General features: G+C 36.8%; 18 protein-coding genes, 1 tRNA gene and 1 other annotated feature. Of the genes, 14 read left to right on the top strand and 5 right to left on the bottom strand.

The window, feature by feature from the left end; all coding sequences use genetic code 11:
* The first annotated feature begins 80 nt into the window (after window positions 1–80).
* From EDX97_RS04450 to EDX97_RS04430, 5 genes are all read left to right on the top strand, one after another.
* The gene (locus EDX97_RS04450; RefSeq protein ID WP_128519966.1) at window positions 81–254 is read left to right on the top strand and encodes a 4Fe-4S binding protein; all 174 of its coding nucleotides are present in this window, start codon (window positions 81–83) and stop codon (window positions 252–254) included.
* A gap of 71 nt (window positions 255–325) precedes the next feature.
* Window positions 326–1,777 carry a tRNA (N6-isopentenyl adenosine(37)-C2)-methylthiotransferase MiaB gene (miaB, locus tag EDX97_RS04445; protein ID WP_128519965.1) on the top strand — a complete coding sequence of 484 codons (1,452 nt, stop codon included), beginning with the start codon at window positions 326–328 and terminating at the stop codon, window positions 1,775–1,777.
* Window positions 1,778–1,794: 17 nt separating this feature from the next.
* A complete protein-coding gene (locus EDX97_RS04440; protein ID WP_128519964.1) occupies window positions 1,795–3,486 on the top strand; it encodes a ribonuclease J in 1,692 nt (563 codons plus the stop codon).
* Window positions 3,487–3,501: 15 nt separating this feature from the next.
* The gene (locus EDX97_RS04435) at window positions 3,502–5,760 is read left to right on the top strand and encodes a DNA translocase FtsK (protein WP_128519963.1); all 2,259 of its coding nucleotides are present in this window, start codon (window positions 3,502–3,504) and stop codon (window positions 5,758–5,760) included.
* Between the two features lie 20 nt (window positions 5,761–5,780).
* Window positions 5,781–6,185 (top strand): RidA family protein, encoded by a 405-nt coding sequence (locus EDX97_RS04430; RefSeq protein ID WP_128519962.1) that lies wholly within the window; start codon window positions 5,781–5,783, stop codon window positions 6,183–6,185.
* Here EDX97_RS04430 and EDX97_RS04425 read toward each other — a convergent pair.
* Window positions 6,182–6,583 carry a competence protein ComK gene (locus EDX97_RS04425; protein ID WP_128519961.1) on the bottom strand — a complete coding sequence of 134 codons (402 nt, stop codon included), beginning with the start codon at window positions 6,581–6,583 and terminating at the stop codon, window positions 6,182–6,184. The two genes, EDX97_RS04430 and EDX97_RS04425, sit on opposite strands and share 4 nt — an antisense overlap.
* Window positions 6,584–6,650: 67 nt before the next feature.
* Window positions 6,651–7,214: a TIGR01440 family protein gene (locus tag EDX97_RS04420; protein ID WP_128519960.1), complete on the bottom strand. Its 564-nt coding sequence runs from the start codon at window positions 7,212–7,214 to the stop codon at window positions 6,651–6,653.
* 112 nt (window positions 7,215–7,326) lie between these two features.
* Here EDX97_RS04420 and EDX97_RS04415 point away from each other — a divergent pair, with 112 nt between their 5' ends.
* From EDX97_RS04415 to EDX97_RS04400, 4 genes are all read left to right on the top strand, one after another.
* The gene (locus EDX97_RS04415) at window positions 7,327–8,025 is read left to right on the top strand and encodes a TIGR00266 family protein (protein WP_128519959.1); all 699 of its coding nucleotides are present in this window, start codon (window positions 7,327–7,329) and stop codon (window positions 8,023–8,025) included.
* A 66-nt stretch (window positions 8,026–8,091) separates the two neighbouring features.
* Entirely contained in the window at window positions 8,092–8,808 is a 717-nt protein-coding gene (locus EDX97_RS04410) for a nucleoside/nucleotide kinase family protein (RefSeq protein WP_183164264.1), read from the top strand.
* A 137-nt stretch (window positions 8,809–8,945) separates the two neighbouring features.
* A complete protein-coding gene (locus EDX97_RS04405; RefSeq protein ID WP_128519957.1) occupies window positions 8,946–10,730 on the top strand; it encodes a GumC domain-containing protein in 1,785 nt (594 codons plus the stop codon).
* Window positions 10,731–10,992: 262 nt separating this feature from the next.
* Complete coding sequence (locus EDX97_RS04400; protein WP_420884686.1) at window positions 10,993–12,150, top strand: IS256 family transposase; 1,158 nt, start codon at window positions 10,993–10,995, stop codon at window positions 12,148–12,150.
* Between the two features lie 219 nt (window positions 12,151–12,369).
* On the opposite strand, the gene EDX97_RS04395 is transcribed toward EDX97_RS04400, so the two are convergent.
* Both EDX97_RS04395 and EDX97_RS04390 read right to left on the bottom strand, forming a co-directional pair.
* Window positions 12,370–13,404 (bottom strand): transposase, encoded by a 1,035-nt coding sequence (locus EDX97_RS04395; RefSeq protein ID WP_183164263.1) that lies wholly within the window; start codon window positions 13,402–13,404, stop codon window positions 12,370–12,372.
* Between the two features lie 156 nt (window positions 13,405–13,560).
* Window positions 13,561–13,634, bottom strand: a tRNA-Trp gene (locus EDX97_RS04390).
* Window positions 13,635–13,796: 162 nt separating this feature from the next.
* On the opposite strand from EDX97_RS04390, the gene EDX97_RS04385 reads away from it, so the two are divergent.
* The 3 genes from EDX97_RS04385 (at window position 13,797) to EDX97_RS04375 (ending at window position 17,286) form a co-directional block, all read left to right on the top strand.
* The gene (locus EDX97_RS04385; protein WP_128519954.1) at window positions 13,797–15,572 is read left to right on the top strand and encodes a Na/Pi cotransporter family protein; all 1,776 of its coding nucleotides are present in this window, start codon (window positions 13,797–13,799) and stop codon (window positions 15,570–15,572) included.
* 63 nt (window positions 15,573–15,635) lie between these two features.
* On the top strand, window positions 15,636–16,916 hold the full coding sequence (locus tag EDX97_RS04380; protein WP_128519953.1) for an adenylosuccinate synthase: 1,281 nt from the start codon (window positions 15,636–15,638) through the stop codon (window positions 16,914–16,916).
* 154 nt (window positions 16,917–17,070) lie between these two features.
* A complete protein-coding gene (locus EDX97_RS04375; RefSeq protein WP_128519952.1) occupies window positions 17,071–17,286 on the top strand; it encodes a helix-turn-helix domain-containing protein in 216 nt (71 codons plus the stop codon).
* A 16-nt stretch (window positions 17,287–17,302) separates the two neighbouring features.
* Here EDX97_RS04375 and EDX97_RS04370 read toward each other — a convergent pair whose 3' ends face one another.
* On the bottom strand, window positions 17,303–18,040 hold the full coding sequence (locus EDX97_RS04370; protein ID WP_128519951.1) for a TrmH family RNA methyltransferase: 738 nt from the start codon (window positions 18,038–18,040) through the stop codon (window positions 17,303–17,305).
* Between the two features lie 56 nt (window positions 18,041–18,096).
* Window positions 18,097–18,297, top strand: a binding site (T-box leader).
* A 33-nt stretch (window positions 18,298–18,330) separates the two neighbouring features.
* Here EDX97_RS04370 and pheS point away from each other — a divergent pair.
* Both pheS and pheT read left to right on the top strand, forming a co-directional pair.
* Window positions 18,331–19,365 carry a phenylalanine--tRNA ligase subunit alpha gene (gene pheS, locus EDX97_RS04365; RefSeq protein ID WP_128519950.1) on the top strand — a complete coding sequence of 345 codons (1,035 nt, stop codon included), beginning with the start codon at window positions 18,331–18,333 and terminating at the stop codon, window positions 19,363–19,365.
* A gap of 19 nt (window positions 19,366–19,384) precedes the next feature.
* On the top strand, window positions 19,385–21,787 hold the full coding sequence (pheT, locus tag EDX97_RS04360) for a phenylalanine--tRNA ligase subunit beta (protein WP_128519949.1): 2,403 nt from the start codon (window positions 19,385–19,387) through the stop codon (window positions 21,785–21,787).
* Window positions 21,788–21,827 lie beyond the last annotated feature (40 nt).

The following is a 21,827-nucleotide window of genomic DNA, read 5'->3' as shown; positions in this document are numbered from 1 at the left end:
GTAACTTACCGTTTTAACTTGAATCCTTTTCTATTTGTTCTATACTGTTTTTAGAGGAAATTTTAAAGGAGGACATAATTATGGCTGTAACTATTGATAAGGATACTTGCATCGGTTGTGGTGCTTGCGTGGGAGGATGCCCAGTTGGAGCACTTTCAATGGATGATGAAGGAAAATCTCAATGTGATGCAGGAACTTGCATCGATTGTGGATCTTGTGTAGGAACTTGCCCAGTTAGTGCAATTACTCAATAAGAATTCGTATCCATTAGGAGTCAGGCCAAACAGCTTGGCTCCTTCTTTTTTTTGCATGAAAGGAATGACATATGAAAATAAAATCTGATTGGATCTTACCCGATTTAAAAGCTGCACAAAAACGAACCAAAAAGGCCGTACCTTATATAAATCATTTTGAATTAGAAGACTATGTTCGATATATCGGCAAAGGGAAAAAGTATTATATTTCTACTTTTGGTTGCCAAGCTAATCAGCGAGACAGTGAAACACTGGCTGGTATTCTTGATGCGATGAATTTTGAGCCAAGTGAATCACCAGAAAAAGCCGATGTAGTATTGATCAATACTTGTGCGGTTCGTCAAAATGCGGAAGAAAAAGTTTTGGGGCAAGTTGGCAATTTAAAACGAGTATATCGTGAAAATAAAGATCTTGTGATTGGTGTTTGTGGATGCATGGCTCAAGAGGAAAAATTGGTTCATACCATTATCGACAAATATCCACAAGTTCGTTTGATGTTTGGTACACATAATATTCAAGATTTACCAAACATGCTTTATAAAGTGATGTATCAACATGAACGTTTGATCCAAATCTATTCCAAAGAAGGAGAAGTGTATGAAAACTTACCTGTTCATCGCTTTGGAAATAATAAAGCATGGGTCAATATCATGTATGGATGTGATAAATTTTGTACCTATTGTATCGTCCCTTATACACGAGGAAAAGAACGATCACGGACGATGGATGAAATCTTAAAAGAAGTTAACGAACTGAAAAATGATGGATATAAAGAAATCACTTTGTTGGGACAAAATGTGAATGCATATGGTAAAGATTTATCTGCAGATTATGATTTTGCGACACTACTCGCAAAAGTTGCTGAAACAGAAATACCGCGTATTCGTTTTATGACCAGTCATCCTTGGGACTTTTCAGATGCCATGATTGATGCGATAGCTAAATATGACAATATTATGCCATTTGTACATTTGCCAATGCAATCGGGTGATACGGATGTGTTGAAAAAAATGGGTCGACGTTATACCGCTGAATCGTATAAAACCTTATTTGATAAAATCAAGAATCGTATCCCTGGTGTAGCCATCAGTACGGATATTATCGTTGGTTTTCCAAATGAGACCGATGAACAATTTCAACATACATTAGATATGGTCAATTATTGTAAATTTGATAATTGTTTTACCTTTATTTATTCACCAAGAGAAGGAACACCAGCTGCGAAAATGGAAGATACCATTCCCATGGAAGAAAAATCCAAACGATTAGCTATCCTGAATCAAACGTGGAATAAATATGCTTTGGAAAAGAATAAACAATATGAAGGAAAAGTTGTGAAAGTCTTAGTGGACGGTCCAAGCAAAAAAGATCCTTCTACATTTACTGGTTATTCGCCTGAAAACAAAATAATCAATTTTACAGGTGAAAACATCAAAGCTGGTGATTTTGTCGATGTTTATATCGAAAGAGCAAAAACCTTCTCTATGGATGGAAAAGCATTGTGCTATAATAAAAACAAATAAGTAAGTAAGGAGGGTTTATGCCTACTCATAAGCCAAATGCAAAGAAAGAAACGATTCGGATCTTCATGCTGGGTGGACAAGATGAAGATGGAAAAAATATGATGTGTATCGAAATTGATGGCGATATCTACGTCATAGAAGCAGGCATCAAATTTCCGGATCCAAAAGAATCATTAGGAATTGAATATGTAATTCAAGATATTTCCTATTTAATTGAACACAAAGATCGTGTTGTAGGTGTATTTATTACGCATGGACACGATGATGTTGTTAGTGCGCTGCCATATTTGTTGGCAGAAGTGCCATCCCATGTCTATACTTGTCCATTGGCAGCTCGACAAATTCAAAAAAAGAATCGACAGATGAAAGTAAAAGGGGCTCATATTCATACCGTCAAGCGACACGATATTCGTAAAATTGGCGGAAGAAAAGTTGTATTTTTCCCAATTACCCATGCCTATCCAGGAACTTTTGGGGTAGCTATCCTAACCAATCAGGGATATATTGTATATTCTGGTGAGTTTATCGAGGATTACGATGATTTGTCGGATAATTATCGTGGTAGTTTATCGGCTTTATCTAAATTAGGTACAGAAGGTGTATTTGTACTACTACAAGAAAGCAAAGGAGCGGATCGTCCAGGCCATACTTCACCAAATCATCGATTGGCACCTTATTTTTCACAAATACTGGAACAAAATGATCATCGTCGGGTATTTGTAAGTGTCTATCTACAAAGTATTTATCGCATGCAAGAAGTTATTAAAACTTGTATTAAGTATCATCGTAAAATGTTGTTCTTTACCGAAGAACAACAAGAAATGATGGAAAACTTAAAAGCGATTGGTTATGAAGTGCCGGAAGAACTAATCATTGATAAAAAACATTTCAATAATGATTTAAAAGATATTGTGGTGATCATCGCTCAACAAGGACCGATTCTTTTTCGAACAATCAATAATATCATTAATAATGAAGTCAAACCATTTGAATTTCACGAAGATGACATCCTATGTATAGCTAGTCCAATCGTTCCGGGAGCTGAACGTGTTTTCAGTTCGATGGAAAATGATCTTTATAAAGAAGGCGGCGAAATGGAAATATTAACAAGTCATACAGTTTCTATGCATCCTTCCATCGAAGATCTGAAAATGATGTTATTTTTATTGCGACCAAAATACTATATCCCTGTAAAAGGGCAATATCGTCTATTGTATGCCAATGCCCAATTAGCCATGGATATGGGATATAATCCTAATAATATTTTGATTTTAGATAATGGACAAGTAGCTCAATTTGAAAATGGCCGATTGGTTTCCTGCCGAATGGAAATGGAACTACAAGAAACACCAATTGATGGAAATAAAGATTGGGATATGGCTGGTGTCGTATTAAAAGATCGAGAAATTTTATCAACCGATGGAGTCATAATCTTAGCGGTTGGTATTGATGCCAAAACAAAGAAGATCATCAATGGCCCTGATGTACAAACGCGTGGATTGATTTATTTGCGTGATGCGGAGTATATCACCAAAGATGTTGCCAAGATTATGGAAGACACCATTACCGCGGATGTTGAAAAGAAGAAATATGACAACATGGAAACACGAGGCCATATTCGTGATAAAGTCACAAAATATCTTTTAAAGCAAACGAAGAAACGGCCTATGATCCTTCCTGTGATCATGGAAATCAATAGTAAAAAATAAAAAGGTGGTGATTCGATGGCAAATGCCAAGCGAAAAAAAAGAACAAGAAAAAAAACCACGAAAAAAAATAGATCAACAAAAAAGACACAATCGAATGCACTTCGAATGTGTCTTCTGCTTTTCATTGCGACCATGGCCATTTTGGCTATGATCCAAGTCGGTATAGTAGGTGGCTTCCTTTATCGTTTGGTTGCTCTTTTTGTGGGCATTTTTACAATACCTGTGTTGGTTCTTGTTGTGATTGTCTGCCTATTGCATCTAATTCGTTTTTCATTTGAACGAATCAAACCAAGATATTGGGTCGCAACGTGTTTATTCTTGATGGCAGGGCTGTTATTTGTATCGATTCAAGAATTCTCTGATTTAGGTCGCAACTATTGGTTTGGAATTCAATTTGTGTTCAGACATCTAATTCCCATTTTAAGTGGAGAAGTCATTACGCAAGGCGGACTGATTGGAACACTATTGTTTGGTGTATTGGGATCGATGTTTGATGTGGTTGGTTCTTATATATTTGCGATTTTATTCTTATTGATGAGCATTCTCTTATTTGGTTATGATTCTATCGTTCAGTTGGTGAATGAACCCAAAAAAGAGAAACAAACGAAAAAGAAAAGAAAACCAGTTAATAAGCCAATCATCGATGATACATGGGAGGATGAAGAACCCGATGAACCGGAATCACTCTTTATCGATGCAGATTCGAAAAAAGAAGTTTCAAAACCTGTCTCCATTCCTGAACCGATTGATTCCGCAAATATAAAACCGGTTATCGAAACAAAACCCGTGGAACAGTCAAGGACAACCTTCCATTTCGGAGAAGATGTATACAAAGACTACAAACTTCCATCGTTAAGTGTTTTGAATCCCATTGAAAAGAAATCTAAAAATAATGTGAATGCCGCTACTGCCAAGGAACAAGGTAAGAAATTGATTGAAATACTAAACGAATTTGGTGTTGGCGCGGAATTAGTACAGATTCATATTGGTCCAAGCGTAACTAAGTTTGAAATCAAACCCGAATTAGGTGTACGTGTAAACAAGATTTCGAATCTTCAATACGATATTAAAATGGGATTAGCAGCTACGGATATTCGTATCGAAGCACCAATTCCAGGAAAGAATGCTGTGGGCATTGAAATTCCAAATGTGGAAAAAACCAGTGTACAAATGAAAGATTTGATGCGTGGTATTCCTGCCAAATATGCAGATAAAAAATTGTTATTTTGTTTAGGAAAAGATTTGATGGGAACCAATGTGTATGGACAATTGAATCGAATGCCACACTTATTGATTGCCGGAGCGACTGGATCAGGAAAATCAGTTTGTGTTAATTCCATTATCTGTTCTTTATTGATGCGAACTCGACCAGATGAAGTTAAGTTAGTACTGATTGATCCCAAAAAAGTAGAATTTACCCCTTATCAAGATGTACCACATTTATTAGCACCGGTGATCACCGATGGCGATATGGCCAATAAAGCGTTAAAAGTTATCGTCAATATGATGGATCATCGGTATGATGTATTTGGTCAGACAGGTGTTCGTAATATTACTGCCTATAATAAAATGGTGGCTGCTCATCCAGAAGAACATCTACAACCTATGCCAAGCATTGTCGTAATTATTGACGAATTGGCTGATTTAATGTTAGTGGCTGCTAAAGAAGTCGAAGCAAGCATTCAACGCATTACCCAATTGGCTCGTGCTGCTGGTATCCATTTGGTTGTGGCTACGCAAAGACCGAGTGTCGATGTTATTACAGGTGTGATCAAAGCCAATATTCCAAGTCGTATTGCGTTTGCGGTTTCACAAGCTGTCGATTCTCGAACCATCATTGATCAAGTCGGAGCCGAACGATTGTTAGGCTATGGAGATATGTTATATAAACCGAATGGGGAAACAACTTGTCATCGTATCCAAGGTGTATTTATTACGGATGAAGAAGTCAATCGTATTGCAGAATACGTAAAATCGCAAGGGAAACCACAATATGATGACGCTTTTATTCAACTCAAAGATATTGCTTCACAAGGAGGACAAGTACAAGCCGTTTCATCCGATCCCATGTATGAAGATGTAAAAAAATTCGTGATTCAATCGAATCGCGCAAGTACATCCTTGATTCAACGACGTTTTTCCGTGGGATATTCTCGTGCTGCTCGTTTGATGGATTCTTTAGAAAAAGAAGGCATCATTGGTCCTGCCAATGGCAGCAAGCCTCGAAAGATTTTAGTGCATAATACTTTGGAAGACGAATCAGAATCCGTATAATAATCGTGGAGGATATCTTTATGAATGTATTTCTACATGGAAAAAATATACAAGATGAATGTATTTCAAATATTGTAAGTTTGGGAGATTTTGTTTTTGTGAGTGGACAAATTGGACAGGGTCAAACAATCGAGCAACAAGCTCGAACTGCTTGTGAAAAATTGGATGGACAACTTTCTTTGATGGATTTGGAAATGCGTCACATTGTAAAAACAACAATCTACTTAAAACATTTAGAAGATCGTGCTACGTTCTTGGATGTGTATAAACAGTTTTTTGAAGCCCCCTATCCAGCATGTACAATTATTGGTGTAGATCATCTTCCAGAAGATGCATTAGTACAAATTGAAGCATTTGCTTTGAATACATTACGTTATGAGAATTCTATGAAAGATTCACATTGTGCAGGATGTGATGGTTGCTAAAAATGCAATGCATATTGGCGTGAATAAAAGTAGGTTTTTTCAATTTGTTTGGGATTCTTACAATTCAGATGTGTATGATCTAAGAAATGGATCGTGCACATTTTTTCTTGATATTCAATATGCGAAATAGCGTACATATTTACATAGGTATCTTCCATATGTTCAACGGTAGAAACGGGGAAATACAGTAAATGTTGATTGACAAGAATAGGAATACGACGAAAACGTGACATATTATATTTATAGGCTTCCATACGGCCTTTTAGCGTAGATCCATTCTCTAAACAAATTCGATCCAGATATTTTTTGATATTTGTATCTGTTTCATAAGTAGTTTGATCTTCTTTCACAAGACAAACGCGACTTTTCATATAATCATAGTAAATAAAATTTGGCATAAAAAAATCACCTCGATTGATAGAATATCAATGCAAAGTGAATTTTTTGTTTAGATGAGGAAATTTTCTACATTAAATTTTGATCATAAATGGCACGAGCACCACCAACATATTTAGGACGACGTCGTGCACAAGTTAAACGAGCTTGTCCAATGGTATCGAAAGAAATACGTAAAGGAACAACAACAGGATGAATGTGCATACCAATTAGAGTACTACCAATATCGATTCCTGCATCGGCTTGGGCATGGATATCCTCAACAACAACGGCATCTTTCATTTCTTCATAGGCTACCGTTCCCAAAGCACCACCTGCATGATTAGGTTGAGGAATGGCATTGACCTGTTCTAAATTATACTTTTTCATAACAGATTCATTGACAACTAAAGCACGATTTAAATGTTCACAACATTGTACGGCTAGATCAATTTTTCTTGGCTCTAATACATGAACGATACCTTCATAAATGACTTTGGCAACATCCACATTTGTGTGAGTGCCAATCATTTCGCCTAAGACTTCAGAAGAAGAGCAACCAACGACAAAAAGCTGACCTTCATGTAGATGTGCGGCATCACAAACTTCATCAACAGCCTGTTCTACTTGTTTTTGTATTGTATCTAGATTCATTAAAAATCCCTCCGTTTCTATTATAATCGCTCCTATGAAAAAGAAAAAGTATAATGCAGATGAAAACAGTTGCATGATATAATGATAATGAAGACAGGCAGTGGAGGATACTATGAAATATCAAATACAAGGCGATTCCGATTGTCCATTGGTTCATATCCATTTGGATAAAAATGAAGTTGTTAAAATTGAACGAGGGGCCATGGCCTATCTTTCAAATGTTGAATTGAGTGGTAAGATGAATTCCAAAAAGAAGGGTGTTGGCGGTTTGATCAGTGCCATGGGACGTAGCCTGACAAGTGGTGAAAGCCTATTTATGACACATGCTAAAGGCTTAACGAATGATGCTTTTATTGGTGTAGCTCCTTCAGCACCAGGAAAAATACAGTGTTTAAAAGTGGATTCCATGCATCAATATTGTTTAAACACAGGTGCTTTTCTTTGTTGTGATGATAGTGTTTCCTATGTGATGAAAAAACAAACGGTCGGTAAAGCTTTATTAGGTGGAACCGGTGGGTTCTTTATCATGGCAACAGAAGGCACTGGAGATGTCATGGTCAATGCCTTTGGTGATCTCTTGGCTTTAGAAGTTCGTTCAGATCATCCGATAACGATTGATAATGAACATGTTGTTGCTTGGGATGCTTCTTTAGATTATGATATTCGCATTGCGAGCGGTACATTCGGATTTACAACGGGTGAAGGATTAGTTAATGAATTTCATGGCAATGGTAAGGTTTTGATTCAAACCCGCAATATTCATAATTTAGCACAGGCCATTCAACCATTTATTCAAACTTCTTCAAATTAATCAACATAGGGTATATCTCTTTTGATATGCCCTTTTCTTATAGAAATAAGATATGGAGGAATCAAAGTGGCAATCATACAATTTGATTGGGTAGTCAATGGTTTGCCTGTTCAAGTGCAATATGATCAAAAAGATATTGATAATCTATGGAAGCCATGGATACAAAGTTTAGAAGCAAAAAATGGCAGAACCATTGTATTTTTAGCGGCACCACCAGGAGCTGGAAAATCTACATTGTTACTTTTATTGGAACAATTATCCAATCGTGTACAAGGTTTGGGAATGGATGGCTTTCATTATTCCAATCATTATTTAGAAACACATACCACACAACGAAAGGGCAAATCTCTTCTTTTAAAATCCATTAAAGGGGGACCTGAAACATTTGATGTCGATGGACTGTTTGAAAAAATCAGCCAAATGAAAAGCCAAGATGTTCTTTGGCCCATTTATGATCGTACGATACATGACGTGATCAAAGATCAGATTCATGTGACCAAAGATATCATTATTATTGAAGGAAATTATTTATTATTGGATCAAGAGCCATGGAATCAATTGTATCCTTTATGTGATACCAGTGTTTTGCTTCATGAAGACCTAAAAGTATTGAAGCAAAGATTGATACAAAGAAAAATACAAGGTGGTCTGACAAAAGAAGAAGCCATAAAATTTTATGAGAAGAGTGACAAATATAATGTAAATATGGTTTGTGCTCATTCTCAATCTGCTAATTTAGATGTGTATATAAAAAATGGTCGTTTTTATCGTATAGGGCAATGAACCTATACGTTTTTTTGTCATTTAAAAAAAAAGCACGTATTTGAATATAGAGGAGGGAAAAAATGAAACGATCGAATGTGCGGACTTCTACTTACTTTTAACTGGATCAAAAGTAAGATAGAAAGAGAGAAAAGGAAATGTATACACAACAAAAAAGAAAAGAGAGTCGAGCATCGAATGTAAAATTATTAGCTATGGCAGGTGCTTTTACAGTGATTGGACTTGGAACCAATGCGGTGATTCAAGCCGATGAAGTGGATCAGGCTCCTATACCTGTAGAAGAAACAGAAAAAGTATCGAGTGATACCACAGAAACCACAAAGACACAGGATGCAGAAATACCTGCATCGGTAGATATGGTTACACAAGAGCAGGCTGTATCCACAATCAATGATGCACAGGAAAAGCTGGCAGAAGAGGTCGATGCAGCGAAAAAGAGTGATGTGGTTGTCAATCAAAGCGATACCGAAAAGGTAACTATCAATGATCAAAATGCGACAGAAAAAACAAATGCCATGTTAAAAGAATTAAATGATGCATCCCTTAGTGTAAATGAGGCTAAAGAAGCGATGGATATCATTCATGCGGATCAAGAAGCATTGCAGGAATCAACAAGTAAAATGGAAACGGTGCGTAAGGATGCTTTGAGCTTAATTGAACAAAACAAAAATAAAGCGGCAAATCTACAAGCAAAAATTGTGATTTCGGATCTTCCAGATAAGGACTATACACCAGAATATGTAAGTCTAGAAGGATTAACAGGTCAAGCTTTGCGTGATGCGATTCATCAGAATCAATTGGCGTATTCGTCGGCTATTTCACAAGCGATTGCTGATCAAGATCATTTAACTGCTAATTTACGACAACAATTGGAAGCCTATCGTCAAGCATTAGCAGATTATGAATCGGGTGAATCCGCAAAGAAAAGCGGTATTCAGTGGACCAATAACACAACGGTTGTGGCTGAGACGGCTCAAAAGATGACCGGTAATGAAAATGTTGTTGATTTTGCAAGTGGATCATTAAAAGATGCAGCACGCTATGCCATCCAGTCGAATGCTTTGAATCAGAATACCGATGCCCAATTTAATAATATTTTTAAAATCAATGGCAGTGGATCTGTATTGATCCGTAATACATCCAATGGCGATGTTCGATTAACTTTCAGCAATATCAAGGCACCAAGTAATACGGGTACTTATGTTGCAATTTGGGGAAAAAATAATGGAGCCATTGCTTGGGGTGTATTTGCTACGTATTCTGGAACAGGAAGTGGTGGCAATACTGGCGAAGGCGGAAATACAAGTGGTGGCTGGTCTGGTTCTGGTCGTATCTTGGATTTTGTTCGATCGTATGATTACAAGGTTGAAACAACGGGTGAAGTAGCGACATTTACTTTTAATGATATTGATAATGATCAATTGATTTCCAATTTAGGCGGTGTTGAAGGTGCAAAAAATGTAGAAAAAGGAAAAAATGTGACGCAGAGTAGTGCGGGTTATTCAGCAGGTAGTGGAGATGTTTCACAGTCATCGGGTAATATCTTGGACTCAAATAGTGTTCGATGGACTTGGAGCCAAACTGCAAAGCGTACGTTTATTGGTAGTCATTCTACATCTGGAAATAATTCATCCATTGTTGCAGGTATCTTTGGCGAAGACTCCATGATTGCGATTCAACCAGAAGAAATTGAATTATCTTTTAAAAAGGGAGTAGTCACACCACCAAAAATAGAATTATCTGTACCAAATTATGAAGTAAAGAAAACCCCAACAATTGAACAACCACCAACTATTTCAAAAATAAAAACATCGACAAAGAATACAACTGTAGACACGGGTGTTGAAATGGATTTGTTTATGTCAGAAATGATGACAGCTTTAGCTGCATTGGGTGGTGTTCTGATTAAAAAACGCATATAAAAAAGGAGCTGTAACGAATAGGTGAATTTTTAAATTTATCTAGGAGCGAGAGTGTAAGCTAAACTGTGTAAGTTAGTTAGATGCATACGACTGACTAATGAACACAGTTTTTATTATACACTTATGACATAGCTAAAATAAAAAGAAACTCTGCCGATATGCAGGATGCTCGCAAAGAAATCTTTGGTCCATTGTTTGAAAGTATGCTTCAGGGAGAAATGGATAATCATCTTNAGCTAAAATAAAAAGAAACTCTGCCGATATGCAGGATGCTCGCAAAGAAATCTTTGGTCCATTGTTTGAAAGTATGCTTCAGGGAGAAATGGATAATCATCTTGGTTATAAATCCAATTCAAAAGAACCCAAATCTACAAAAAACAGAAGAAACGGATCCAATCCTAAAACATTGAAAACTTCGATGGGCGAAGTAAAGATCAATACCCCTAGAGATCGGGATGGTTCTTTTGAACCGGTAGTCATTCCGAAAAGAACGAAAGATGTCTCCGAGATTGAAGGAAAGGTGTTGGCCATGTATGCACGCGGCATGTCACAGCGTGACATTTCTGCTACGATCGAAGACATCTACGGATTCAAAGTATCCCATGAAATGATTTCAGATATAACGGATGCGGTCCTTCCTGAAGTAGAAGAATGGCGAAACAGGCCTCTTAAAAAGTGCTATCCATTCATATTCGTCGATTGTATGTATGTTTCCGTAAGAAGTGAATATGAAGCCAAGGAAGAAGCTGTTTATACGATATTGGGCTATGATCTGGAAGGACATAAAGAAATCCTTGGTTTATGGATGGATGCCACAGAATCTAAGAACTATTGGATGCAGGTATTTGACGAAATCAAATCCCGAGGCGTTGAAGATATCTTCTTTATTTCCATGGATGGTGTATCCGGACTTGAATCCGGTGCCAAGGCCATCTTTCCAGGAGTCGTGGTACAGCGGTGCATCGTCCATCTGATTCGCAATTCCATCAGATACGTACCATCAAAGGATTATAAAAAATTCACGGCTGATCTGAAGAAAGTTTATGGTGCTGTATCACTGAAAGCAGCACGAACAGCGTTTGAAAAATTCTGTGATAACTGGAACCAGTATCCCGGTGCCGTAGAAGTTTGGAAAAGAAACTTTGTCCATGTAGAACAGCTGTTTGATTATGGATCTGCTGTTCGAAAAGTCATGTATACGACAAATGCGATCGAATCGGTAAATTCCTCCTTTCGAAAAGTGACGAAAAAAGGGTCATTTCCAAATCATGAATCTGTATTCAAGTTTCTATATTTACGAGCAAAGGAACTTCAAAAGAAATGGGGTAAAGGCCATCTAAATGGCTGGTCATTGGTTCTCAATCAATTGCTTGTCAATGACAATTTTAAAGACAGGATCACTAAATACATCAAATATTAAAAATCAAAATAAAATGTCAATCTTGAAATCGGCAATCAAAAAGGCTAGTCAGAAAATAAATATTTCAGCTAGCCTTTTAAGCATATATTCAAATAAATCAGGATATTTGAATTGAAAATTCCCATTTCAAATAGACATGAACAAAAAAAACAAATCTAAAATTTAATTAGACACTTTTCTTGACAAACCCAGGAGCGGAAGCTCCTTCTTTTATTTTTGTCAGTCTGCCACGCTCTGCTTTTTATACGATAATGAAAAAATGCTAATTTTTGAGCGCATTAAAACTACTTGCTCATATCTGGCATCGGCCGGCGTCTTTCTGGGAAAGCATCCATAGGCTCTGTGATATCCTTCCATAAAAGGAATGTATGTATTCCGGTCATTGGCATCACCGGATACATAGATATGGCGGATGTAGCCGTTGCTGCTGCCCATCTGTACATTGTATCCGGGCTTGAATACATTGGTATGATTATAATAGTCGTATTTCATATGCATGAAGGTGGCATCCGGATCGGTCTTCGAAAAACTGTTCCGTCCTTTTGCCAGCTTATAGTAAATGGAATATTTCAGTATCTTTTCTGCGTCTTCTGCAAATCCTTCCTTATAGCGCTGCAAAGGATGTTTCGCATGTCCTCTGCTATGCTGCTCTTCGATATGCTTCGATCTCATGATCCTGTCCAGGGTATCGGTTATCTCTGCCAGATATTCAAAGGAAAATTCCTTGAGGATGGAGAAGCGGTAAGGCAGTTCTTCTTTTTTACAGTATCGATTGAGGCTCTCCAGACGGTCCATGATCCGGATCCATCGTTTTTCCCGGAATTTTTTTGTGGCCTTCATCCATACGAAGGTCATCTTGTTCGCATTGGCTTCGAACTTGGTGCCATCAATATAAAGAATGTCCGCATCGATGGTATCGTTCTTTTCAAAATAGCGGTTCAGATCATAGAAGATCTCTTCGATGGGCATCTTGAGGTCATCATGGATGAAACGATGAAAAGCCATATGGGAAGGTGTCTGACCATCCATGATAAATTGAAAACGGATGTCATAGCGGCAAAGAGAAGCAAGCTTTCGCAAAGAGACATAGCCAAAAGCGAGAAGAACACATTGGAGCATATTCACACTGTCATACCCATGCGAATTTCGATGAGAAAGATCGAAATATTTTAATGGATTGATCCTTTCTACGACCTCTTTCACGGTTCTGGAAATAGCATCATCAGGGATAGAATCTTCGTAAACAAAACGCAAAGGGAATTAAAATGACGGTTGAATTGCGTTAGAAGGTATTTTGACACAACAAAATTATACCAAAAAGGCCGATGGCGATGAACAACAGTTCAAAACCATCGGTCTTTTTTTATGAGCTAATTAATGATTACTCGTTACAGCTCCTTTATTCGTGAATGGCAGGGGTAGCAGGAGTTGAACCCACATCAACGGTTTTGGAGACCGCTGTTCTACCATTGAACTATACCCCTAAGTACTTGTTTATTCTATCATAGAACATCAATGAGTGCAAATAGAAACTGCTTATTTTTCATATCCTGATTTTTTTATTCGGTATTTAGGAAAATATGCTATTCTAAATGTAAAGTATAAATCAAATCAATGTAAATAATATTAAAATGTGGGAGATAGTTATGGAAAATGTAACGATGATTCTAAGCCTTTTATGCGGTGTGGCCTTGTTTCTTTATGGAATGGGTGAAATGGGAGATGGCCTGAAAAAAGTTGCTGGTAATCAATTGGAGTTGATTCTATATCGCTTGACAAATTCTCCTTGGAAAGGCTTTTTATTAGGTACAGGAGTCACTTGTGTGATTCAATCTTCATCAGCTACTACAGTAATGGTTGTTGGCTTTGTGAATTCAGGAATGATGAAGGTCTCACAAGCCATTGGAGTCATCTTAGGAGCAAATATTGGTACAGCTATTACTGGATGGGTGGTATGTTTGTCCTATATTGATGCAGGAAATGGTATTGCCGCTTTGATTTCGAGTACAACGATTGCAGCTATGGTCGCTATCGTTGGTATTCTATTACATATGTTCGCAAAACGCGATACTTTGGTGCATTTAGGAACAATCATGTTAGGGTTTGCGGTTCTTATGACAGGTATGTCAATGATGTCGAGTGCTGTTACGCCATTAAAAACCAATCCGGTTTTCATTTCTATGATGACCTCTTTGACAAATCCAGTCATTGGTATTCTATTTGGTATTGCTTTCGCTGCTGTTCTACAAAGTGTATCCGCTTCTGTCGGAGTTCTGCAAGCTTTAAGTGTTACCGGCGCTATTTCCTTTCAAGCAGCTTATCCAATGATCTTAGGCATGGGAATTGGTGCTTCAACACCTATTTTATTGGCTGCCATTGGAGCAAATCGAAATGGACATCGTACATCTTTGGTTTATTTACTTGTATGTACGATCGGTATGATTTTAGGATGCATTTATTATCCCGTTGATGCCTTTGTTCATTTTGGATTGAATGATGTTGTCATGAATCCTTTCTCGATTGCTGCACTAAACACGATTTATCGAATCGTTGTTATGACGATCATGCTCCCATTTGTGAAAGGAATTGAATACTTGATTTATAAATTTGTTCCAATTACAGATGAAGAAAAAGAAAGTCGTGCTAATTTTGATTTATTGGAAGAACGGTTTTTATCCAATCCTGATGTTGCTTACGAACAAAGTATGATCGTTATGTCAGATATGGCCAATGACACAAGAAAAAATGTAAAGCGTGCACTTTCGTTAATGGATCATTACGATGAACATAATTATACACGTACGGTTGAATTGGAATCGACATTAAATAAATACGAAGATAAATTAGGAAATTATTTAGTGAAGCTCATGTCGGCTGGTGTGAATTTAGAACAAAGCAAAATAATCAACAAATCGCTACAAGCCATTAGTGATTTTGAAAAAATTTCTGATTATGCCTTGGATTTTGCTCAAGTTGTTCGTCATTTACATAATACAAAAAGAACTTTTTCTTCACGAGCTACGGATGAAATGACCGTCATCATGGAGGCAACAAGAGAAATCGTTGATATTACCGTAGATAGCTTTTTGAATAATGACGATGAATCTATCAAGAAGGTGTTTCCATTACGTGAATTGATTACTTTAGATTGTAATGAAGCCAAAAAACAACATGTATTACGAATCAAAGGTGGCGAATGTGACCAATCCAAAGGATATGAATTATATGATTTATTAAATTGTATGTTACGAATGAGTGAGCATTGTGCTTCTTTAGCGTTGGATGTTATTAAAGAAGCCGAACAAGATTTTAATGTACATCGTTTTTTACATAAGTATGAAGAACAGAATAAAAGTGAATATCGCGACATGCTCCATCATTATGAAGAAAAGTATTCTTTTGAATTAGAAAGTAAATCTTGATTTGGTTGACAGAACAAATTTATACCGTATACTTTTATTTGTCAGAAAAAAGGAGGCTATTCTATGAAGAGCCAAGTCGTAGTAGGTACACAATGGGGAGATGAAGGAAAGGGGAAAATCGTCGATGTATTAGCTGAAAAAGCGGATATGATCGTTCGTTTCCAAGGTGGTGATAATGCTGGTCACACAGTGGTAGTCAATGGAAAAAAACATGTTTTGCATTTATTACCAAGTGGTGTTCTGCATGAAGATGCTATCTGTATTATTGGACCCGGCGTTGTCTGTAACCCTTTTGTATTATTAGAAGAAATGAAAACATTAGAAGCATCTGGTTTATCAACGGATCATATTATTATTAGTGATCGCGCCCAGATGTTAATGCCATATCATAAGTATCAAGATAAATTAGAAGAAGAAGCAAGCGGTAATCGCATTGGTACGACACAACGCGGTATTGGACCTTGTTGTGCCGATAAATATGCGCGTACTGGCATTCGCTTCCACGAATTTATCAATTTTGAAACGTTTAAAGAACGTCTAAAAGAATGCTTGACCTTTAAAAACAAGCTCTTTACAAAGGTATATGGTGCGGATCCTATGGATTATGAGGAGATGGTTGCATCTTTTGAAAAAATTCATGATTTGATCGTACCAAGAATTAAAGAAACTACCCATATGGTCAATGCAGCCATTGATGAAAATAAACGTGTATTGTTTGAAGGTGCGCAAGCAGCTATGCTTGATATTAATTATGGAACCTACCCATTTGTAACTTCTTCAAGTCCAACAGCAGGTGGTGTTACAACCGGTGCTGGAGTAGCTCCAAGCAAAATTAAAACAGTGGTTGGTGTCGTTAAGGCTTACTCTACCCGTGTAGGTGAAGGTCCATTTGTAACGGAATTATTAGATGAACAAGGCGATTGGATTCGTGAGCACGGATTTGAATATGGTGCGACTACAGGAAGACCTAGACGTTGTGGCTGGTTGGATCTGTTAGTTGTAAAACACGCAAATATGATGAATGGGTTAACGGATATCGTTATCACTAAAATTGATGTTTTGACTGGTTTGGATACAATTAAAGCGTGTGTTGGTTATGAAATAGATGGTAAAGTCTATGATTATATCCCAAGTGATCAGGCAGATGTTGCTAAAGCAAAATCAGTTTATAAGGAATTTAAAGGTTGGACAGAAGATATCTCCAAGATGAGCAAATATGAAGAATTGCCACAAGCTGCAAAAGACTATTTAGCCTTTATTGAAGATTTTGTGGGCGTGCGAATTTCGATGGTATCAGTTGGTCCCGATCGTGTCAATAATATTTATATTCATGAAATCGATTAGGCAAAGCCTATTCGATTTTTTTTACAAAATATGACCACTTATTACATTATATTAAACAATTATGCCACTATCCTAAAATTAAATAAAAGTATGCTAAAATAATATTAGGAAGAGAATGATGTTGTGCATCAGATAATAAATGAGGGTGGTCAGTATGAAACTCAAACGATTACGGGATCTGAGAGAAGACCACGATTTAACGCAAGCAGATATCGCTCAGCTTTTACATGTGAGCTCGCGAACGTATGCACGTTATGAAAGTGGGGAGCGTTCGATTCCATTAGAACAACTCATTCGTTTGGCAAACTATTATGATCTAAGCGTGGATTATATTTTAGGTCGAACCAATAAAAAACCAATTAATAAATAAGGCACTGTAAAGTGCCTTATTTATTGTATCGCATCTCATAACAAAGAATCGCAGCTGCTACGGCAACATTTAAACTTTCAAATTGCTCCATTTCAATATGAACCAATTGATCACAGAGATTTAAAATGTCATCACAAATGCCATGACCTTCATGACCTAAGACGATTCCGAAAGTTTCAGGAACGACAATATCTTGTAAGTTTTGTGAATCTTTATGAAGTGCTGAACCAAATATCCGTATGTTTTGTTTCTGTAAATTTTTGATTGTTTCCATCAGATCGACATACGCAAAATCTAAATGAAACAAACTACCTTGTGTTGATTGAATGGTCTTTGGATTATACACATCTGCACAATGCTTAGAAAGAAATATTTTATCATATCCAAAACTATAGGCCGTACGAAATATTGTACCTACATTACCAGGATCTTGCACATCATCTAATAAAAGAACACGTTTGATGTCCTTTTTTGTATGATTTACTTTATGACAAACTCCAATATATTTTGCATCCGATTGTTGATGGCTTAATCGATTTATGACCGGTTGGGTACAAACGATTTGCGGAAAGTCAATGGATAGGGTAGAACCTTCTGCCACATACAATTCATCCAGAACTTGTGCTTGTAAAGCTTCCTGGATCATGTGACTTCCTTCGACCAAGAAATATCCAGTTTTATCGCGATCTTTCTTTTTCAGTAATTTTGCTCGTTCTTTGATCCGTTTATTTTGTGTTGAAGTAATGATCTGCATAAAATAATTTTAGCATTTTATTGAAAGGTTGTTTAAAATTTTGTATAATTTTATACGTTAAAACGATGAAAAGGAGTAGTAATTGTCTCTACCATGAAAGAGAGTCGAAACCTTGGCTGTGAGTTTTGATCATGAGTTGGCAACGAATTCACCTTGGAGTAGAAGTTAAAACCTTCTCCGTTTCATACGGTTATCATGGTAATTAAGTGCGTAAAAGACGAAACAGGATGGTACCGCGAAGTAAATTCGTTCCTGTAACGTCTTTTTTTTATTTTAGAAAGGAACTGAATATGATGAATTTTGATGATTTGCATCAAGAAGCAAAAAAGAAAATTCTTGAAGCGAAAGATTTAAAAGATTTAAATGATCTACGTGTGTATTATTTAGGAAAAAAAGGTCCTGTACAAGCATTGATGAAAAACATGAAAGATCTTCCTAGAGCAGAAAAGCCTGCCTTTGGAAAAAAAGTCAATGAATTGAAGAAAGATCTAAATCAGCGAATCGAAGAGAAACGTAATGAATTAACCGTCTTGGAAATGAATCACAAGATTGAAAAAGAAAAAATTGATATCACTTTATCAGGTCGTCGTACTCAATCAGCGAATCTTCATCCATTGACTTTAGTAACTGAACAATTGGAAGATTTATTCATTGGTTTAGGCTATCAAGTGATTGAAGGACCCGATATCACAGATGATGAATATTGTTTTGAACGGGCGAATATCCCTAAGGATCATCCAGCTCGTGCGATGCAAGATTCTTTGTATATCAATGAAAAGGACTTATTACGTACGCATACGACCGCAATCCAAATGGCTGTTCTAGAACAAAACGCACCAAATTTACCTATTAAAGTTGTATGTCCAGGAAAAGTATATCGTCGTGATGATGATGATGCGACACATTCTCATCAATTCATGCAAATGGAAGGTTTAGTTGTTGGTAAACATGTCACCTTGTCTGATTTAAAAGGAACATTGGAATTCTTGGCAAGAAAAATGTTTGGTCAAGATCGTCAGATTCGTTTTCGTCCAAGCTTTTTCCCATTTACAGAACCTAGCGTAGAAGTTGATGTTAGTTGCCACATTTGTAATGGAAAAGGATGTCCAACATGTAAAGGAACTGGATGGATCGAGATTTTAGGTGCTGGAGAAGTGCATCCAAACGTATTAAAAATGGCTGGTTATGATCCAAATGAATGTTCTGGTTTTGCCTTTGGTGTTGGTATTGAACGAATTGCAATGTTGAAATATGGTATTGACGATATTCGTCATTTCTATACAAATGATCAACGCTTCAGTGATTTGTTTGATCGTTTTGAATAAGATGGGGAGGATATGAAATATGTTAATAAGTAGAAAATGGCTAGAACAATACATGGATATATCTGACCTTTCTATGGAAGAAATTGCAGATAAAGTAACGAGAGCTGGTTTCGAAGTAGAAGCCATGTATCCTATGAGCCAAGGAACTAACTTAGTGATTGGTGAAGTTTTAACTTGTGAACCACATCCAGATAGTGATCATCTAAACTGCACTACAGTGAATGTGGGTGATGCAGTTTTAGATATTGTCTGTGGAGCTCCCAATGTAGCTGCGGGACAAAAAGTCATCGTAGCACGTGTTGGTGCACAACTACCAGATGGTGAAATTAAAGCCGGTGTCATTCGTGGACAAAAAAGTAATGGTATGATTTGTTCTTTAACAGAATTAGGTGTAGACAAACATAGTTTAAGTGAAAAACAAATCAATGGCATTGAAGTATTGCCAGCCGATGCACCCGTAGGAAATTCGGATCCACTAAAATATTTAGGATTGGATGATGTGATTTTGGATATTGGCTTAACACCAAATAGAAATGATTGCCAAGCTGCTTTTAATATGGCTTTGGAAATCGGAGCTATTTTAGATCGACCTGTTCAAATTCCTGAATTTGATCATGTTGCCGATCAAGGAACAACTACCCAATTAAAAGTCGATAGTTTGACTGCAAAATGTCCATCTTTTTTAGGCAAAGTGATTGGTTCAATCACAATTAAAGAAAGTCCTCAATGGATGAAAGATTTATTACGTGCAAGTGGTGTCCATAGTATCAATAATGTTGTCGATATTTCAAACATTGTTATGTTAGAAACAGGACAGCCAATGCACTTTTACAATAAAGATGCTATTCATGATCAAGAAATTACAGTAGCTGATGGATTTGATGAAGACTATACCGCATTGGATGGTATCACTTATCATCTACAACCTGAAGATATCGTAATCACCAATCAAGGAAAGCCAATTGGTATTGCTGGCATCATGGGTGGCGATGATTCCAAAATTGAAGATGATACCAAAGGCTTGATCATTGAATGTGCACAATTTGATCATGTTTCAATTCGAAATACAGCTCGTCGTTTGAATTTAAACACAGAAGCATCCATTCGTTACCAAAAAGGAATCGAACCATTAGCTAGTCAAAAGGCATTGGATCGTGCTGTACAATTGTTGATTGAATATGCGGATGCCAAAGATATTGAAGAAACTGTTGTATATGGAAACAATGGGTATGAGCCAAAAACTTTGACTTGTACATTGGATCAAATCAACAATCGTTTAGGTACAGATTTTGACGAAGAGGAAGTTTTTGATGTTTTCCGTCGTTTACATTTTGAACCAAAAAAAGTAAACGATACCTTTGTTTGTTCGATTCCAAGTTCACGTACCGACATGGAAGGTATAGCCGACTTGAGCGAAGAAATCATTCGTATCTTAGGTTATGATCGTTTACCAAGTACATTGCCAATGTTGGAAATGACAGAAGGTAAACTCAATCCAAAACAACAAATGATTCGATATGTTCGTACCATGATGACACAACGTGGCCTACAAGAAGCCATTACCTATACTTTGATTTCAACGGAAAAGAAAGACAATGCCATTTTACCAGTTGGAGAAGCAACAGAATTGGCTTTACCAATCAGTGAAGAACGACATTGGATTCGTACGAGTGTCTTGCCTAGTTTATTGGATGTCGTAGCATATAATAAGGCTCATTCAATCACAAATGTAAATGTTTTTGAATTAAGTGATGTAGAAAATCTAGATACATACAAAAAACACTTAGCCTTTGTTTTATCAGGAAATCTGCAAGAAACACGATGGGATGGTTTTTCAATTCCAGCTGATTTCTATACAGCCAAGGGATTGGTAGAAGAACTTTTGGATCATGTGGGCGTTGCTGCACAACGAATTCAATATAAAGAAAATCATTCCGATGTGACGCATTTCCATCCATATCGTTCTTGTGAAGTATGGATCGATAAAGAAATGGTTGGATATATTGGTCAAATTCATCCGCAATATGGCAAAGATACAAAATGTGATGATGTTGTTATGGCAGAATTGGATTTGGATGCCATCATTGATGTAAAAAAGTCAAAAATTAAATTTACACCAATTAGTAAATATCAAAGTGTGACTCGTGATGTGGCTTGCGTCATTGAACGAAATATTCCCGTTGGTGATATTGTAACAGCTATTCAAAGAAATGGTCGTTTAAACAAAGAAAATATCATTCAAAATGTAGAAGTATTCGATGTCTATCAAGGTACGCCAATGCCAAAGAATTTGAAATCGGTCGCATTCTCTATCCTGTTCCAATCCAATAAAGAAACATTGAAAGATGAAGACATCAATGAATTATTCAATAAGATCCTTGATATGTTAGAAAAGGATTATGGAGCACAACTTAGAAAATAATCAATGGACACGTATGATTTTATACGTGTCTTTTCTATGT

Origin of the sequence: Absicoccus porci, from assembly GCF_003725415.1 — a bacterium.
Lineage (GTDB): Bacteria > Bacillota_I > Bacilli_A > Erysipelotrichales > Erysipelotrichaceae > Absicoccus > Absicoccus porci.
Note: the sequence above shows the minus strand (reverse complement) of the source record. Positions and strands in the feature narration are given on the sequence as shown.

Coding starts and splice junctions, on each gene's coding strand:
- EDX97_RS04450 (WP_128519966.1), top strand. CDS start 81: ATGGCTGTAACTATTGATAAGGATACTTGCATCGGTTGTGGTGCTTGC.
- miaB (WP_128519965.1), top strand. CDS start 326: ATGAAAATAAAATCTGATTGGATCTTACCCGATTTAAAAGCTGCACAA.
- EDX97_RS04440 (WP_128519964.1), top strand. CDS start 1,795: ATGCCTACTCATAAGCCAAATGCAAAGAAAGAAACGATTCGGATCTTC.
- EDX97_RS04435 (WP_128519963.1), top strand. CDS start 3,502: ATGGCAAATGCCAAGCGAAAAAAAAGAACAAGAAAAAAAACCACGAAA.
- EDX97_RS04430 (WP_128519962.1), top strand. CDS start 5,781: ATGAATGTATTTCTACATGGAAAAAATATACAAGATGAATGTATTTCA.
- EDX97_RS04425 (WP_128519961.1), bottom strand. CDS start 6,583: ATGCCAAATTTTATTTACTATGATTATATGAAAAGTCGCGTTTGTCTT.
- EDX97_RS04420 (WP_128519960.1), bottom strand. CDS start 7,214: ATGAATCTAGATACAATACAAAAACAAGTAGAACAGGCTGTTGATGAA.
- EDX97_RS04415 (WP_128519959.1), top strand. CDS start 7,327: ATGAAATATCAAATACAAGGCGATTCCGATTGTCCATTGGTTCATATC.
- EDX97_RS04405 (WP_128519957.1), top strand. CDS start 8,946: ATGTATACACAACAAAAAAGAAAAGAGAGTCGAGCATCGAATGTAAAA.
- EDX97_RS04400 (WP_420884686.1), top strand. CDS start 10,993: ATGCAGGATGCTCGCAAAGAAATCTTTGGTCCATTGTTTGAAAGTATG.
- EDX97_RS04385 (WP_128519954.1), top strand. CDS start 13,797: ATGGAAAATGTAACGATGATTCTAAGCCTTTTATGCGGTGTGGCCTTG.
- EDX97_RS04380 (WP_128519953.1), top strand. CDS start 15,636: ATGAAGAGCCAAGTCGTAGTAGGTACACAATGGGGAGATGAAGGAAAG.
- EDX97_RS04375 (WP_128519952.1), top strand. CDS start 17,071: ATGAAACTCAAACGATTACGGGATCTGAGAGAAGACCACGATTTAACG.
- EDX97_RS04370 (WP_128519951.1), bottom strand. CDS start 18,040: ATGCAGATCATTACTTCAACACAAAATAAACGGATCAAAGAACGAGCA.
- pheS (WP_128519950.1), top strand. CDS start 18,331: ATGATGAATTTTGATGATTTGCATCAAGAAGCAAAAAAGAAAATTCTT.
- pheT (WP_128519949.1), top strand. CDS start 19,385: ATGTTAATAAGTAGAAAATGGCTAGAACAATACATGGATATATCTGAC.